This window comes from Aliivibrio sp. 1S128, assembly GCF_001691065.1.
In the GTDB taxonomy this organism is placed as follows: Bacteria; Pseudomonadota; Gammaproteobacteria; order Enterobacterales; family Vibrionaceae; genus Aliivibrio.
The window spans coordinates 20,079-35,501 of sequence record NZ_MAJV01000091.1 but is presented as its reverse complement, the minus strand read 5'-3'; the positions used below and the strand labels follow the sequence as shown (position 1 = coordinate 35,501).

Here is a 15,423-nt window from a genome sequence, read left to right as displayed (position 1 = left end):
TTTAAGCTTCCTGTTTTTTTGCTGTTTTACGGAAACGGTAGCGCTTATCAGATAACGCTAATATGCCACCAATCGCCATAAATAATGTACCAGCCCAGATCCAACGTACGAATGGTTTGTAGTAAATACGTACAGCCCATGAACGGTTATCATCCAAACGCTCACCCATTGCGATGTATAGATCACGAGTAAAACCACGATCAATTGCTGCTTCTGTCATCATAGAACCTGAGGTTTCATAAAAACGCTTTTCAGCATGAAGGGTATTAATCGCCTTACCATCAAGAGTGATATCAAAATCAGCGGTATAACCGTCATAGTTAGGACCGTCAGTATCACGCACACCGGCAAAGTAGAACTGGTATCCGTTCATTTCAATATGCTCACCTGGTGCTAAACGTACATCTTTTTCAATGCTGTAGTTTTGTACCATTGCAATACCGATAATACTTACGGCTAGACCAATGTGTGCAAACATCATTGCCCAGTGACTGCGACCTAATTTAGTTAAACCAACAAAGAACGTATGACGGTGAGTTGCACGTTCATGCAATTCAAAACCGTGTAAGATCACAATCCAAATAGACATCATCCAACCAAGGTATGGCATGAATTGGAATCTATCTGCAAAAATAACCATAAAGACAGCAGCTAGAGGAACTGTGATAGCGCCTGTAATTACCATGCGTTTTGCTAAATGACCTAAGTTGTCACGTTTCCAGCGGATCAGTGGACCAATCCCCATTAAGAAAGCAAATGGGATCATCAACCACGCAAACAACATATCAAAGAAGGGTGCACCAATAGATACAGAACCTAAACCAAGTTGTTTATGAACTAACGGCAGTAACGTACCAACAAGAACCACCACTAATGCGGTCATCAATAACGTGTTGTTTGCTAATAAGGCATTTTCACGAGAGAACAGTGAGAAATTACCACGAGCTCGTATTGACGCTCCTCTCAATGCAAACAATAGCAGTGAACCACCGATTACCATGACTAGGAAACCAAGAATGAACATGCCTCGCGATGGATCAGAAGCAAAGGCGTGAACCGATACTAAGATGCCTGAACGAACAAGGAAAGTGCCTAATAAACTTAATGAGAACGCTAAGATCGCAAGTAACACTGTCCACGCTTTAAACGTACCACGCTTCTCTGTTACCGCTAATGAGTGCATTAATGCAGTACCAGCAAGCCAAGGCATGAATGATGCGTTTTCTACTGGATCCCAGAACCACCAGCCACCCCAGCCAAGTTCATAATATGCCCACCACGAACCTAGAGAGATACCTACCGTTAGGAATGACCATGCCGCGATTGTCCAAGGACGAGACCAACGAGCCCAAGCCGTATCTAAACGACCTGCCATTAAAGACGCGATTGCAAAAGAGAACGCAACAGAGAAACCTACATAACCCATGTATAGCATTGGTGGGTGAATGATTAGACCCGGATCTTGTAGAAGCGGATTTAAGTCACGACCATCAATTGGGAAGAATGGCAGAGTACGTAAGAATGGATTTGATGTAAGGATAATGAACAGTAAGAAACCGACGTTAATCCACCCCATTACCGCTAATACACGAGCAACAGATTCTTGTGGCATCCCACGGCTAAAGGTAGCAACGGCTACAGTCCAACCTGCTTGGATAAGAACCCAAAGCAATAATGACCCTTCGTGAGCACCCCAAACTGCCGTTAAACGGTAGTACCAAGGAAGTAAGCTGTTTGAGTTACTTGCTACGTATTGCAGGGTAAAATCATTAATGTAGAACGCCCACATTAAGATCCCAAATGATAAGCCAAGGAGTAAGAACATACCCCACGACAATGGTCTTGCACTTTGCATTAATGCTTTATTGCCACGGCTTACACCGTATATTGGCAATATACTCAATAGGATGGAAAGTCCTAAAGAAGCAATTAAGGCAAAATGACCGAGTTCTGCGATCATTGACCTGTTCCTTGTTTTTGTTGATCTGTGTATTGAAGTGGCTCATGCGTTTTCTTCATTGCTTCTGCAACTTCAGGCGGCATGTACTCTTCATCATGTTTTGCCAGTACTTCATGAGCCTTAACTGTGGTTGCATCGACAAGAACACCTTGCGCTACAATACCTTGCCCTTCACGGAATAAATCAGGAAGAATACCGCTATAAGTAACCGTAACTTCTGGACCAATATCGGCAACTTTAAATGAAACTTCTAAAGATTCGCTGTCACGCTTTACAGTACCAGCGACAACCATCCCACCAATACGAAGACGTTGACCAACCTCAGGTTTAGTGCCATCAGGTTTACCGTTAACGAGTTCCGTTGGGGTATAGAATAAATCCATATTTTGATTCAATGCATAAATCATCAAGCCAACCGTTGCACTGACCCCAAAGAATAGAGCAAGGATCAATCCTAGGCGTTTTTTACGTCTTGGATTCATAGTGTGTTCTCCATAGTTTTTGCTTTTTTAATTCGTTCTTCTCGTGCCATTTTCTGTTCAATTTCTTTTAGCAATTGGCGACGCTTGCCTAAGCTAGAAAATAAAATCCAGAATAATGAGAGAAAAGTGGCACCAAATGCGCCCCATACATACACGGCATAACCGCCCATGGCTAAAAAATCACTGAATGTATCAAAATGCATGACAATAATTCCTTTATCTCTCGTTATTTAGATGCAGTAGATTTTGATTCTACCAATGCTCTAACCCAAGGACGATGACTCTCTTTTGCTAAAATTTCATTCCTAAAGCGAATAAGAGTCACAGAACCAAAGAAAGTTGCAAAACCAATAATATTTAATAATAAAGGCCACAACATATCTGAAGAAATGGAAGGTTTATCAAACTTGGTGATACTTGCACCTTGATGAAGCGTATTCCACCACTCTACTGAGAAATGAATAATAGGTAGGTTAATGACACCAACAATAGCAAGAATACCAGCAGCACGAGCAGCGGTTCGTTGATCATCAAATGCACTATAAAGCGCAATCACCCCTAAGTATAAGAAAAGAAGAATAAGCTCAGAGGTTAAACGTGCATCCCATACCCACCATGCACCCCACATTGGTTTACCCCAAACAGCACCGGTTAATAATGCAATAAAGGTAAATACAGCGCCAATAGGAGCCATTGCCGCAGCTGCCATATCAGACAATTTAAATTGCCATACGAGACCGATAAAAGCGGCGATTGCCATCGACATGTAGGCCCCCATCGACAAGATAGCAGAAGGAACATGAATATAGATAATTCTGAAACTATCACCTTGTTGATAATCAGAAGGCGCGAAGGCTAGACCCCAAATGGTTCCCACCGTTAAGCTAATGATTGAAATCACCGCAAACCACGGCAATAGCGTGGTACTTAATTGATACGCTTTTTCAGGTTTAGCGTAAGGATGAAGCCATTTCCACATTGGTTTATCTCACTTACTTCAAATATAAAATTATAATTATGTTTATTGAACACTCACTCGCAGTGCCGAACTAATGGCAAAAGGAGTCAGTGTTGCGGAGCCCATAAAAAGAGCGCCTAAAATAGCTAATTGACCATTATAAGCCATACCTAGGCTAGCAGCATCAATCGCTGATGTAGCAAAAATTAGAACTGGTATATATAAAGGTAGAATAAGAAGGCTTAATAACACCCCCCCTTTCTGTAATCCTACCGTTAATGCGACACCAACCGCACCAAGAAAGCTTAATGTTGGCGTACCAAGCAATAAAGTTAACACGATGGCTAACCAAGAATTGAAATCTAAAGACAATAAAATAGCAAGTAATGGGCTAATAATAATAAGAGGCAAGCCAGTCAAAACCCAATGAGCGAACACTTTAGCAAGAACAAGAACAGATAAAGGCGTTGGCATCAACATCATTTGCTCTAAAGAGCCATCTGAAAAATCATCTCTAAATAATCGCTCTAAAGAAAGTAACGCCGATAAAAGAGCGGCAACCCATACAATACCAGCAGCAATACGCGCTAATAGCATCGGTTCAGGACCAATACTCAATGGGAAAAGAGTGATGACGATAATAAAAAACCACAAAGGGTTAAGTACATCTGCTTTACGACGAAATGCGATTAATAATTCACGTCGAATAATGGTTGTCATTGAAGTCAGCATCTACTCACCTAATCTTATTTTTTTCAATTTATCGCTGTCTTTAAATAAATCCTGGTGAGTGGTCAATAAAACAATACCACCCTGCTTCACATGATCCATAAACAACTGCTCAAGTACTTTCACACCTTGTTTATCAATCGCAGTTAACGGTTCATCTAAAATCCATAATTTATGGTTGCTTAACCAAAGACGAGCTAATGCAACGCGACGTTGCTGTCCTGCTGATAATTGACCAGCAGAAACATCTTCTCTGCCTGCTAATCCAACACGAGCCAAAGCATCCCAAATTGCTGCTTCATCGTAATTATTATGCATCGATTGATAAAATGCGAGATTTTCAAAGGTGGTTAGCTCTCGCTTAACGCCAGTATGATGACCAAGAAAAAGTAAGTTTGAATGAAATTCTTCACGGTTTTTCTTGGTTAATTCTCCATTCCAATAGATATCACCTTCATCCGCATAACCTAACCCTGCAATAATGCGAAGTAATGTTGTTTTACCTGCACCATTTTGCCCTTCAATTTGGATTAGCTCACCACTAGATATGGTAAAACTGAGCTGTTCAAATAAAACGCGTTCATCTCGAATACAGGTTACGTTGCGAATTTCTAGCATAACTGTCTATTGTTAAAAAATATTATCGGCATTCTAGCACAGCAAAAACGATGAAACTTAGATATAAAACAAATCTATTTAGATAGATAAGTAAATAAGTATGTCCTTTCGTTTCATTTTTTAAATACCTTATAATCTATAAGGGTATCAACTGGTTACTGAAAAGATAAACAAATACCACTTTATGGTTACTTTGATATTTTAATCATAAATCACTTTTTCTATAGGCGTAAAAAAAGCCCCTCAAATGAGGAGCTTATTCATTTTTTAAGATGGGAGCCGAATATTAATCTTCGTCTTCCAATCGTAATGGCGGGATAGAACCTTTGCCTTTTGCAATTTTGGCTTGTAAAGACATCATTAACTCGGCTTCTGCTTTAGGCAATTCACACTCCTCCATTAACTCGTTAATACCAGCACCTAACTGAACCAATTTATTGGCTCTTGAATACAAACGACTGTCGACATCTGTATTCTCTAGCTCATTTAAACGATCATCAAAATGTTGACTTAATTTAGTCAATTCAGCAACTTGCTGCCCTAAATTAATAGAACCAGTACGAAATTCAACAAATTGCTTATTTAGCTTTTGTTGTTCATCTTGAAGTTGTTTATTTTGTTTTTGAGCTAGCGTAAATTCCGTGACTAACTGTTTATTCTTGCGATTTAAAATAAAAAAAACCACAAGAACTAAGATCATTGCTGTTACTGCAAATAGCTCTGAGAGCTGAGTTAATATATCAACCATTATAGGCTTGCCATGTCATCCCATTCGTCTTCAGACAAAAGTTTATTTAGGTCTACCAAGATAAGTAACTTGCCATCACGGTTGCTAACGCCTTGGATGAACTTAGCGCTTTCTTCCGTGCCAACACTTGGCGTAGTGTCAATCTCTGATGAACGTAAGTATACAACTTCCGCAACACTATCAACAAGGATACCGATAACTTGACGCTCAGATTCGATAACAATAATACGTGTATTATCCGTAATCTCACCCTGCATTAAACCAAAACGTGAACGAGTATCAATAACTGTGACTACATTACCGCGAAGATTAATGATACCTAGAACGTAATCTGGAGCACCCGGTACTGGTGCAATTTCAGTATGACGCAATACTTCGCGCACTTGCATTACATTAATACCGTAAGTTTCTTCTTCTAGTTGAAACGTTACCCACTGCAATACTTCATCATTAACTTGATCTTTACGGATCCCTACTTCATTAATCTGAGACATCTTCTTTCCTCGTCCTCTTTAGAGTTATCTTACTCTATTCCCTTAATGTCGAGACCGGCATTAAGCATCGTAATCATCGCCTCAACATGAATCAAGGCACACATCTTATCTTTTACCATTCCTGACAACCACGGTCGCTTCCCCGCGGTTTCACGCCAGCGAATTCGATCGCTAGTGATATTTTCAGTCCCAGCGAGCGCATTACACGCTAAACCCCATTTGCTTTCTCCAAGCATAACTAGGTATTGGTAATCATCTTTATAGCTGTCATCTTTGATACTTTGTGGCATAACCCACTTAGCAGTATCAAGGGCATCAACTTGAGTTTCTTTGTTATTTTGCAATCCAAGATACCAATCAGGACGACCGATTAAGTGATTCAACTCAGTGATTTGATGAATTCCCCCTAATTGAGCTAATGGAACGGCAAAAGTAACACCGATTACTTCAAAAAATAACACTTGAAATTCGTTGTCATGCTCAACATTTTCCCAATCTAAACCACTTGGCGGTGGTGCTTTGCCTGCTTTGGTTTCTAATTGAACCTCTGTTGTGTCATCTTGATTTTCATCAATCGTAGCAAGCGTATTTTCAACCGGTTGAGGCTCTTCAATTTCCGCCTCAGAAGAAGGCGCTACTGTGATTTTATCTGACAAATCCCATGCAGAAAGATCAAGATTTTCTTCTGGTATGTCTTCAGTTTCACTCTTAGTTTCTTCTGCTACCAATATTGGGATTGGTTCAATATTAACGTTGAACTCTACATCTTCGAGTATTAATGCATCTATCTCTATTTGAGCTTCAATCTGAGAGCTTTCTAATTGGCTCAGTAAACGCTGAACATCTTCTAGCTGTGGCAACTCAAATGGATAATCATCACTGTCATCAACACTTGCTGAAAATTGTGGTTGATATTGTGGCTCTGGCTCTTCTACCGTGACTGAATTTGAATGCCATGTAATCTCTGGTTTTACAAAAACAATTTCTTCAATAACAGGGGTCAGTTCAATAACCTCTGCATTTAACAGTGATGAAAAATAGTCATCAAGAGCTTCCTCACTGGTCAGTTTTTTAAACTCAGCCATTAAGCTAATCGCTCTAAATAATTCAATAATGTTTTGTAAGCAAAAACACCACGACTATTTGGGGAAACAAATGACGGCGGCATTCTTTTTAAACTCGCATCTCTAAACTGAGAATCAATAGGGACAGCTGAAGCCCATACTTGCTCTGGGTAGAGAGACTTCAATTCCATTAATGTTTGTAATGAAGCATTTGTGCGTTTGTCGTACATCGTTGGAATAATGGTTACATCAAACAAAGATGGCTTATTTCGCTGCATTATATTCAATGTTTTCATCATTCTTTCTAAACCTTTCATCGCTAAGAATTCGGTTTGTACTGGAATGAGTACACGTGTACTTGCTGCTAACGCATTCACCATCATCACCCCTAAAATAGGTGGGCAATCAATTAATACGTAATCATAGTCATCTTCTAAGGCTTTTAATGTTCGCTTTAATACTAACCCCATACCATTACGGTTTCCCATAACACGATCAAGAGTAGCCAAAGACATATGCGCTGGAATAAGATCCAACCCAGGAATGTCACTTTTTAAAACAAACGGCGTTATCGTCGCTTTATTTAACGTCGGTAATTGAAACAGTTCAAATAAGCTACACGGCAAATTGTCTGAGTCATACCCAAGATAGGTTGTTAAGGAGCCATGAGGGTCTGTGTCAACCAACAACACACGTTTACCACGCTGACTTAATAAACCGGCGAGTGTGATAGTTGTTGTCGTTTTTCCCACTCCACCTTTCTGGTTCGCTATGCTCCAGACAATCATTTATATTTTCCTACTTTAATCCGACTTCAGTCAGGATTCTTTCCGCTACGCGTTCTAACGGTAAACTTTCTGATGATAAACCTGCTTTATCTATTGCTTGAGGCATACCATAAACAACGCAACTTTCTTCATCTTGAGACCAAATGGTTGATCCTGCGGCCTTAAGCATACGACAGCCTTCACGACCATCCGCTCCCATACCAGTTAAGATCATAGAAAGTACTTTATCGCCATACACCTTAGCGGCTGAACCAAAAGTAATATCAACACAAGGCTTGTAATTCATGCGTTCTCCGCCATCTAAAATCTTCAAACGAGAAGAACCAGGGCGGCCATCTATCATCATTTGTAAGCCACCAGGAGCAAGATAAGCACAACCAGGTTTTAGTACATCACCATCGGCGGCTTCTTTTACTTGGATCTTACAAAGATTATTTAAACGCGAAGCAAACGCTGCAGTGAATGTTGCTGGCATATGCTGGACTAAAATAATCGGATGCGGGTAGTTAGCCGGAATTGCCGTTAATATTTTTTGTAATGCAACAGGACCTCCCGTTGAAGTCCCTATCGCGGTTAACTGATATTTTTTACCTGTTGCTTTAAAACGCTGCGCTATTGGTGCCACAGGAGCCGCTTTAGCGGGAACCACCGTTGATGCGTTAGCACGAACGGTTGGACGCGGCGTCAATGTTGTCGTTTGCGCAGCCAAAGCAGGACGACGCATAAACAATTTCTTACGAGCAATTTCAGCAATGCGTTTTTGCAATAAACTAACCGCTTCATCTCTATTGCGCGCGATATCTTCAAATTTCTTTGGTAAAAAATCTAACGCGCCAGCATCTAATGCGTCCAGCGTTGCTTTTGCGCCATCATGAGTAAGAGAAGAAAACATCAAGGTCGGTGTTGGACAGACCTTCATTATTTCTCTTACTGCTGAGATGCCATCCATGACTGGCATCTCAATATCCATAGTAATGACATCAGGTTTTAATAATTTTGCTTTTTCTACCGCTTCTTTACCATTAACCGCTACGTCGATAACTTCAAGACGAGGATCTGCATTAATGATTTCACTTACTCTGCGACGAAAAAAACTAGAATCATCTACAACTAATACTTTTATTGCCATGTCAGTCCTTGTGCATTAGCGCGTGCGAACGGCGTAACGCTTTAGCAAATTTGGAACATCAAGGATCAATGCAATATGACCATCAGAAGTAATGGTTGCACCTGCCATTCCTGGCGTGCCTTGCAGTAATTCATCAAGCGGTTTAATCACGACTTCTTCTTGTCCAATTAATGTATCAACAACGAAACCAACTCGTTGCGCTCCTAATTGAATAATCACAACATGAGCTAACCCTTTACGCTCTGTTTGACGAGAACGAGGAACTAACCAATCTTGCAAGAAGAATAATGGGATCGACTTTTCACGAACAATAGTTGTTAATTGCCCATCAACGACATTTGTCTTCGATAAATCAAGATGGAATATTTCATTAACGCTAGCTAACGGCAAAGCAAATGGTTGATTAGCAACCCCAACCATTAACGTTGGTAAAATAGCTAAAGTTAAGGGCACTTTAATAACAATTTTGGTGCCTTCACCCATGCTTGAATCGATGTCAATTGACCCATTTAATTGGTTGATCGCTGTTTTCACTACGTCCATACCAACACCACGACCTGAAATTTCTGAAATTTCAGTTTTAGTCGAGAAACCTGGTGCAAAAATAAGGTTATAACATTCTTTATTGGTTAAACGAGACGCCGCATCACTGTCCATCAAACCACGAGTAACGGCAATACCACGAAGTTTGTCCGCGTCCATACCGCCACCATCATCGATGATACTCAGCAGTATATGATCACCTTCTTGAGAGGCAGATAAGATAACCTTACCAGTTCGTTCTTTACCGGCTTTAGCTCGAACATCCGGCATTTCAATACCATGGTCCACAGAGTTACGCACCAAGTGAACAAGTGGATCGGCAAGCGCTTCAACTAGATTCTTATCTAAATCAGTTTCTTCTCCACGCATTTCAAGCACGATATCTTTTTTCAGTGTACGTGCAAGATCTCGTACAACTCGAGGAAAACGACCAAATACTTTCTTGATCGGTTGCATACGAGTTTTCATTACTGCGCCTTGGATGTCAGCAGTAACGACATCAAGATTTGAAACCGCTTTTGACATTTCTTCGTCATTGCTATTTAAGCCTAAGCTCACTAAACGGTTACGCACTAGAACCAATTCACCAACCATGTTCATAATGCTATCAAGCGTTGATGTATCAACACGAACCGTGCTTTCTGCTTGAGGTTTAGCTTGTGGTTTAGCAGGTGCTTTTGCTACAGGCTTTGCTTCTGGTGCTTGAGTTCTTGTTGGTGCTGGCGCTGTTGTTCGTGTTGGTTCTTCTTTCACTATTGGTGCAGGCGCCGCCGGAGCCATTGCTGCCGCTGGTTTTACGGCTTGATCAAGCTCTTCATCTGTTGGTCCTTTTCCTGAACCATGCAGTTGATCTAACAGTTTTTCAAACTCATCATCACTCATCAAATCTGGAGCACCCGCTAAGGTTTCATCAACAGACTTAATATTAGTAATTGGTGCTACTGGTGTTTGTACGATAGTTGACTTGCTTGGGCTTTGACCTGAACCATGAAGCTCATCAAGTAATCGTTCAAATTCATCATCTGTAATGTCTCCATCAGCGGCACTGTCCATGACTGGAGTAAGTGGTACTTTTGGCGTTGAAGAAGCACTTGATGGAGCTGCACCTTTGCCGTGCAATTCATCTAATAACTTTTCAAATTCATCTTCTGTAATATCATCCACTGAATCATGAATCGTGTTTTCCACAACGGGTTCTTGAGCAATAATAGGCTCAACCATTGTCGTTGTAGATACTTCAGCTTCTGTCGCAGGTTTACTTAGATCATGAAGTAAATCTAATAGTCGTTGTTCCGCAGGATCGACAACCTCACCATTTTGAACTGAACTGAACATGACATTTACGCTATCCAGCGTTTCTAAAATGGTGTCCATTAACTCAGAAGTAACTTTACGCTTACCTGTTCTAAGAATGTCGAACACATTTTCAGCGCCGTGACAGACATCAACCAGCTCTGTTAATGAAAGGAAGCCAGCTCCCCCTTTTACAGTATGAAAACCTCGGAAAATAGCATTTAACAAATCAGAATCGTCAGGACGTTTTTCTAATTCAACTAATTGTTCAGAAAGTAGCTCAAGAATTTCTCCTGCTTCAATTAAGAAATCTTGCAGGATGTCTTCATCCATTTCAAAGCTCATAATATTCCTCTAAAATCCTAAACTGGCTAATAGGTCATCAACATCATCTTGAGATGCAACTGCATCTTCACGTTCATGTGGATTTAAAATAGGTCCTTCTGCCTTAGAAGGCTTATTGAGTTCATCTTGTTCAGCAAGTCGCTCTTCTACTTTAAACAACGTCAAAATATCAACCAATCGGTCTTCAACTTCTTGAACTAAGGTAATTACTCGTTTAATAATTTGACCGGTAAGATCTTGAAAATCTTGCGCCATTAAGATGTTGGTCAGTTCATTACGTAGCTCTGAACTGTTCCCTTCAACTTGAGTAAGTAGGCCATCAATGTTGTGACATAACGCTTTAAATTGAGTCAACTCAATTCTGCCTTTCATTAAGCTATTCCATTGAGGGCGAACTTGAAGTAGCCCCTCATGCAACTCGTCAGCAATAGGAAATGAACGATCAACCGCATCCATGGTTTTATTGGCTGCCATTTCCGTTTTATCAATCACATATTGCAAACGATTACGTGCATCAGGGATCTCATCATTAGCGATAGTGACCACTCGATGATCGAGTTTAAAGTTCTTCAATGACTCATGAAGGTCACGAGTTAAAAAACCTATTTCTTGCAGCATTGGAGGTTCGTTAACAACCGTTAATGAAGCGACTATTTGATCCGCTTCTTCTTGCTTACCCGCTTCTAATAAAGCGACAAGCTCTTTGGCATCGGTTAATGAAATCATTTTCTGGCTAATCCTTACAGCACAACATTTTCTTATAAACGGTCAAAAATTTTGTCTAGTTTTTCTTTCAATGTTGCGGCTGTGAATGGCTTAACAATGTAACCATTTACACCAGCTTGAGCGGCTTCAATTATCTGCTCACGCTTTGCTTCAGCAGTGATCATCAATACTGGTAAATGCTTTAATTCGTTATCAGCACGAATCATTTTTAGCAAATCGATCCCTTGCATTCCTGGCATGTTCCAATCTGTTACTACAAAATCAAAACCGCCCTTTTTAAGCAATGGCAATGCGGTTAACCCATCATCTGCTTCTTGGGTGTTATTAAAACCTAAGTCACGTAGTAAGTTTTTTACAATACGGCGCATTGTTGAGAAGTCGTCAACAATAAGGATCTTCATGTTTTTATTCAAAATCGCCTCCAGTGAGGGCAAGTAACGGGATTTAATTATTCTACCGTCCAAGTTGATAACTTGGCTCGTAGTCGTTGCATTGATTGGCTGTGAATTTGGCTGACGCGAGACTCGCTGACACCAATCACCGCACCAATTTCTTTTAGGTTTAGCTCTTCATCATAATAAAGAGATAAAACAAGGGCTTCTCTTTCTGGAAGCGTTTTAATCGCTTTCACAAGAGCGACCCTAAAGTGCTCATCGGCAACACCCTGAAAGGGAATATTATCGTTAGCGTTTTCTTCTGTTGTAATCACATCATCAGAAACACCTAAATCTTCCATACCGACTAGTTTACCGCAATTTACATCATTAAGTATCTGATAATATTGGTTTAACGGTAATTCTAAATATTCTGCTATCTCTTTATCGACCGGTTCACGAGAAAGTTTAGCCTCAAGTGCTTTAATTGCAGAATTAACCATACGACTGTTTTTGTGAACAGAACGAGGAACCCAATCACCACGTCGGATTTCATCCAACATCGAACCGCGAATTCGGATCCCAGCGTAAGTTTCAAAACTTGCACCTTTACTGCCATCGTAATTCTGTTGAGCTTCTAACAGACCGATCATGCCTGACTGAATAAGATCATCAACTAGCACGCTCGCCGGTAATCTTGCCATTAAATGGTGAGCAATTCGTTTCACTAAATCAGAGTAACGCTCTAAAAACGCTTTCTGACTGTTAACGATGCCTTTATGATCGTAAGTTAGCCCATTAGACATAATCGTCCTCGACTTCACCTGCATTGTCTCCTCGTAATAATTTTTCCACGAAGAATTCCAAATGACCGCTTGGTGATCTTGGTACTGGCCAAGTAACCACTTTATTCGCTAATGATTTCATCGCTAATGCTGCTGGAGAGCGAGGATAAGCATCAACAACAACTTTTTGTTTTCTAACAGCTAAGCGAACTTTTTCATCCAACGGTATACAAGCCACCAATTCCATATTTGCAGATAGGAAACGATCAGTCACTAAGGTTAATTTAGCAAATAATTCACGACCTTCTCGGTAACTTCTCACCATGTTCGCAACGATTTTAAAACGCTGTACATTATGCTCACGACTTAATAGTTTAATTAAGGCGTAAGCATCCGTTATTGATGTTGGTTCATCACAAACAACAACAAGTACATCTTGAGCAGCACGAGCAAAACTCGTTACCATGTCCGATATACCTGCAGCGGTATCAATTAAAAGCACATCAATGTTGTCTTCTAAACTACTGAAGGCACGAATTAAACCGGCATGCTGCGCAGGACTTAATTCAGCCATTGATTTAGAACCTGATGTCGCTGGTATTATCTTAACGCCGTATGGGCCTTCAACGATAATATCCGCAAGTTCGCATTCTCCACTAAGGACGTGTCCTAAATTTTTATGCGTTCGAACACCAAGCATAATATCTATATTTGCTAAGCCAAGATCGCCATCCAACACCATCACTTTCTTTCCTTGCTGCGCAAGTGATAGTGCTAAATTCAATGTTACGTTTGTTTTACCTACGCCGCCTTTACCACCCGTTACGGCAACTACTTTAGTTAACGTAGGTTTCGTCAGTCGTCGTAATCCGCTAGCCTGATCGTATATATTATTATCAATCATAAATTGTCTGCCTCTGGCATTTCACTATTCCAGAAATGAGGGTCCTTTTCCGTCGTTTTTTCTAGTAATTCATTTGCTTTTGCTACTAAGTATTTTGGTTGAGCCAGTACAATATCTTCAGGTACTCGCTGTCCATTTGCTATATAGGCTATTGGCAGTCCATTTTCAATTGTCACGCTAATTAATTCGCCTAAACTTAGTGATTCATCAATCTTACTTAAAATACACCCTGATAGTGGGATGCGCTTAAAGTGATCTATTGTTTCTTGTAATACTCGTCGCTGTGCCGTTGCTGGCATCACTAAATAACTGCTAATTTCTGAGCCGCTATTTTCCATTAATGTATCAAGTTGCTCTGTTAATCGGACATCTCTTTGCCCCATACCTGCGGTATCAACAAGGATAAGACGGCGATTACGTAATTGGTATAAAACAGAAGAAAGCTCATCTGCATCTTTAGCAATACGGACTGGACACCCCATAATACGACCATAAATAGCCAGCTGTTCTTGGGCTCCAATTCGGAACGTATCTGTTGTGACTAACGCGACTTGATCTGGTCCATACTCCATCGCTGCTCGTGCAGCCAATTTTGCAATCGTCGTTGTTTTACCAACCCCAGTAGGGCCAAGCAAAGCAACAATACCACCACGAGATAATGTATCTACCTTCGCTGTTGGTATTTGCTCTGCAAGTAGTTTAAGCAGTGCAGACCAAGCATCTTTAGGCGCGGTATCTTCTGGAATATAACACGCAAGTTGGTCAGCAAGTTCTGCCGATAAACCCATCTTTTCTAAACGTTTAATCAACATTGCACGTAATGGCTCACGTCGCTCAACTTCTTGCCACATTAAGCCTGATACTTGATGCTCTAATAAACGACGAATAGACGACATTTCTGAACGCATGTGCTCTAAATCTTCATTAGATTCTTGTGTTGTTCGTCTTCCTTTCTCATAACGAGAAGGGTCTAATCTTGGTTGTACTGGCTTGTTTTGCTGTTTCATTGGTTCATCAGAAATCAAGTGCGCTAAATTAGGATTACTTTGAATCGCACGAGTCATCCCTGAGGTGTCAAGTTTTGGAGTTTGAGACGTCATTGATTGATAAGAGTTAGAAGGTTGACCCTGAAATTTAGATTGGCGCTTTAATAATGCGGCTAAGCTGTCTTCTTCTCTTTCTGCTTTCGCAGGTTCTGATTCTTGGGCAGTCGAACCGCTATTAGAACCGTATTGTTTGATCATATTAGCAAAGCGTCGTGTCATGGACCCTTTTCCAACACTGACTTTATCTTCTTCAATTTTACGAGGTGCTTTCGTAGGAAATGAACCCTGCTGCGAATTAGGGTCGATAGCTGCAACGATCTCAATACCACCCGTTACTTTCTTAGTTGACATAATAACGGCATCACTCCCTAGTTCTTCTTTTACTTGAACTAGAGCTGAACGCATATCTTTTGCAAAAAATCGTTTAATTTTCAATT

Annotated in this window: 17 protein-coding genes; all 17 read right to left on the bottom strand. The window is 40.5% G+C overall.

All coding sequences use genetic code 11. The features are described 5' to 3' along the window. Position 1 precedes the first annotated feature (1 nt). Positions 2 to 1,960 carry a heme lyase CcmF/NrfE family subunit gene (locus A6E03_RS10400; protein ID WP_065593775.1) on the bottom strand — a complete coding sequence of 653 codons (1,959 nt, stop codon included), beginning with the start codon at positions 1,958 to 1,960 and terminating at the stop codon, positions 2 to 4. Further along, a complete protein-coding gene (gene ccmE / locus A6E03_RS10395) occupies positions 1,957 to 2,442 on the bottom strand; it encodes a cytochrome c maturation protein CcmE (protein ID WP_065593776.1) in 486 nt (161 codons plus the stop codon). Before ccmE ends, A6E03_RS10400 begins: the two co-directional genes overlap by 4 nt. Then, positions 2,439 to 2,645 (bottom strand): heme exporter protein CcmD, encoded by a 207-nt coding sequence (gene ccmD, locus A6E03_RS10390; protein WP_065593777.1) that lies wholly within the window; start codon positions 2,643 to 2,645, stop codon positions 2,439 to 2,441. Before ccmD ends, ccmE begins: the two co-directional genes overlap by 4 nt. Before the next feature lie 23 nt (positions 2,646 to 2,668). Next, positions 2,669 to 3,421 (bottom strand): heme ABC transporter permease, encoded by a 753-nt coding sequence (locus A6E03_RS10385; RefSeq protein WP_065600818.1) that lies wholly within the window; start codon positions 3,419 to 3,421, stop codon positions 2,669 to 2,671. 42 nt (positions 3,422 to 3,463) lie between these two features. After that, entirely contained in the window at positions 3,464 to 4,132 is a 669-nt protein-coding gene (gene ccmB / locus A6E03_RS10380) for a heme exporter protein CcmB (RefSeq protein ID WP_065593779.1), read from the bottom strand. Further along, entirely contained in the window at positions 4,133 to 4,747 is a 615-nt protein-coding gene (ccmA, locus tag A6E03_RS10375) for a cytochrome c biogenesis heme-transporting ATPase CcmA (protein WP_065593780.1), read from the bottom strand. Positions 4,748 to 5,033: 286 nt separating this feature from the next. After that, complete coding sequence (locus A6E03_RS10370) at positions 5,034 to 5,495, bottom strand: DUF2802 domain-containing protein (RefSeq protein WP_065600817.1); 462 nt, start codon at positions 5,493 to 5,495, stop codon at positions 5,034 to 5,036. Beyond that, positions 5,495 to 5,989 carry a chemotaxis protein CheW gene (locus A6E03_RS10365; RefSeq protein ID WP_065593782.1) on the bottom strand — a complete coding sequence of 165 codons (495 nt, stop codon included), beginning with the start codon at positions 5,987 to 5,989 and terminating at the stop codon, positions 5,495 to 5,497. The genes A6E03_RS10370 and A6E03_RS10365 overlap by 1 nt, the downstream gene beginning before the upstream one ends. Positions 5,990 to 6,018: 29 nt before the next feature. After that, positions 6,019 to 7,074, bottom strand: coding sequence for a chemotaxis protein CheW (locus A6E03_RS10360; RefSeq protein ID WP_065600816.1), 1,056 nt, complete (start codon positions 7,072 to 7,074; stop codon positions 6,019 to 6,021). Then, positions 7,074 to 7,841 (bottom strand): ParA family protein, encoded by a 768-nt coding sequence (locus tag A6E03_RS10355; protein WP_065593784.1) that lies wholly within the window; start codon positions 7,839 to 7,841, stop codon positions 7,074 to 7,076. Before A6E03_RS10355 ends, A6E03_RS10360 begins: the two co-directional genes overlap by 1 nt. A 10-nt stretch (positions 7,842 to 7,851) precedes the next feature. Further along, positions 7,852 to 8,970, bottom strand: a complete 1,119-nt coding sequence (locus A6E03_RS10350) for a chemotaxis response regulator protein-glutamate methylesterase (RefSeq protein ID WP_065593785.1) — start codon at positions 8,968 to 8,970, stop codon at positions 7,852 to 7,854. A gap of 15 nt (positions 8,971 to 8,985) precedes the next feature. Continuing rightward, a complete protein-coding gene (locus A6E03_RS10345; RefSeq protein ID WP_065600815.1) occupies positions 8,986 to 11,151 on the bottom strand; it encodes a chemotaxis protein CheA in 2,166 nt (721 codons plus the stop codon). Between the two features lie 9 nt (positions 11,152 to 11,160). Then, on the bottom strand, positions 11,161 to 11,877 hold the full coding sequence (locus tag A6E03_RS10340; protein ID WP_065593787.1) for a protein phosphatase CheZ: 717 nt from the start codon (positions 11,875 to 11,877) through the stop codon (positions 11,161 to 11,163). A 32-nt stretch (positions 11,878 to 11,909) separates the two neighbouring features. Continuing rightward, entirely contained in the window at positions 11,910 to 12,278 is a 369-nt protein-coding gene (cheY, locus tag A6E03_RS10335) for a chemotaxis response regulator CheY (RefSeq protein ID WP_065593788.1), read from the bottom strand. 47 nt (positions 12,279 to 12,325) lie between these two features. Further along, positions 12,326 to 13,057: an RNA polymerase sigma factor FliA gene (locus A6E03_RS10330; RefSeq protein WP_065593789.1), complete on the bottom strand. Its 732-nt coding sequence runs from the start codon at positions 13,055 to 13,057 to the stop codon at positions 12,326 to 12,328. Continuing rightward, the gene (locus A6E03_RS10325) at positions 13,050 to 13,940 is read right to left on the bottom strand and encodes a MinD/ParA family protein (protein ID WP_065593790.1); all 891 of its coding nucleotides are present in this window, start codon (positions 13,938 to 13,940) and stop codon (positions 13,050 to 13,052) included. The genes A6E03_RS10330 and A6E03_RS10325 overlap by 8 nt, the downstream gene beginning before the upstream one ends. Next, a complete protein-coding gene (flhF, locus tag A6E03_RS10320) occupies positions 13,937 to 15,421 on the bottom strand; it encodes a flagellar biosynthesis protein FlhF (RefSeq protein WP_065593791.1) in 1,485 nt (494 codons plus the stop codon). Before flhF ends, A6E03_RS10325 begins: the two co-directional genes overlap by 4 nt. Positions 15,422 to 15,423: the final 2 nt, after the last annotated feature.

Bases quoted from the DNA above. Each gene is read 5' to 3' on its own strand.
- A6E03_RS10400 (WP_065593775.1), bottom strand. From the start codon at position 1,960: ATGATCGCAGAACTCGGTCATTTTGCCTTAATTGCTTCTTTAGGACTT.
- ccmE (WP_065593776.1), bottom strand. From the start codon at position 2,442: ATGAATCCAAGACGTAAAAAACGCCTAGGATTGATCCTTGCTCTATTC.
- ccmD (WP_065593777.1), bottom strand. From the start codon at position 2,645: ATGCATTTTGATACATTCAGTGATTTTTTAGCCATGGGCGGTTATGCC.
- A6E03_RS10385 (WP_065600818.1), bottom strand. From the start codon at position 3,421: ATGTGGAAATGGCTTCATCCTTACGCTAAACCTGAAAAAGCGTATCAA.
- ccmB (WP_065593779.1), bottom strand. From the start codon at position 4,132: ATGCTGACTTCAATGACAACCATTATTCGACGTGAATTATTAATCGCA.
- ccmA (WP_065593780.1), bottom strand. From the start codon at position 4,747: ATGCTAGAAATTCGCAACGTAACCTGTATTCGAGATGAACGCGTTTTA.
- A6E03_RS10370 (WP_065600817.1), bottom strand. From the start codon at position 5,495: ATGGTTGATATATTAACTCAGCTCTCAGAGCTATTTGCAGTAACAGCA.
- A6E03_RS10365 (WP_065593782.1), bottom strand. From the start codon at position 5,989: ATGTCTCAGATTAATGAAGTAGGGATCCGTAAAGATCAAGTTAATGAT.
- A6E03_RS10360 (WP_065600816.1), bottom strand. From the start codon at position 7,074: ATGGCTGAGTTTAAAAAACTGACCAGTGAGGAAGCTCTTGATGACTAT.
- A6E03_RS10355 (WP_065593784.1), bottom strand. From the start codon at position 7,841: ATGATTGTCTGGAGCATAGCGAACCAGAAAGGTGGAGTGGGAAAAACG.
- A6E03_RS10350 (WP_065593785.1), bottom strand. From the start codon at position 8,970: ATGGCAATAAAAGTATTAGTTGTAGATGATTCTAGTTTTTTTCGTCGC.
- A6E03_RS10345 (WP_065600815.1), bottom strand. From the start codon at position 11,151: ATGAGCTTTGAAATGGATGAAGACATCCTGCAAGATTTCTTAATTGAA.
- A6E03_RS10340 (WP_065593787.1), bottom strand. From the start codon at position 11,877: ATGATTTCATTAACCGATGCCAAAGAGCTTGTCGCTTTATTAGAAGCG.
- cheY (WP_065593788.1), bottom strand. From the start codon at position 12,278: ATGAAGATCCTTATTGTTGACGACTTCTCAACAATGCGCCGTATTGTA.
- A6E03_RS10330 (WP_065593789.1), bottom strand. From the start codon at position 13,057: ATGTCTAATGGGCTAACTTACGATCATAAAGGCATCGTTAACAGTCAG.
- A6E03_RS10325 (WP_065593790.1), bottom strand. From the start codon at position 13,940: ATGATTGATAATAATATATACGATCAGGCTAGCGGATTACGACGACTG.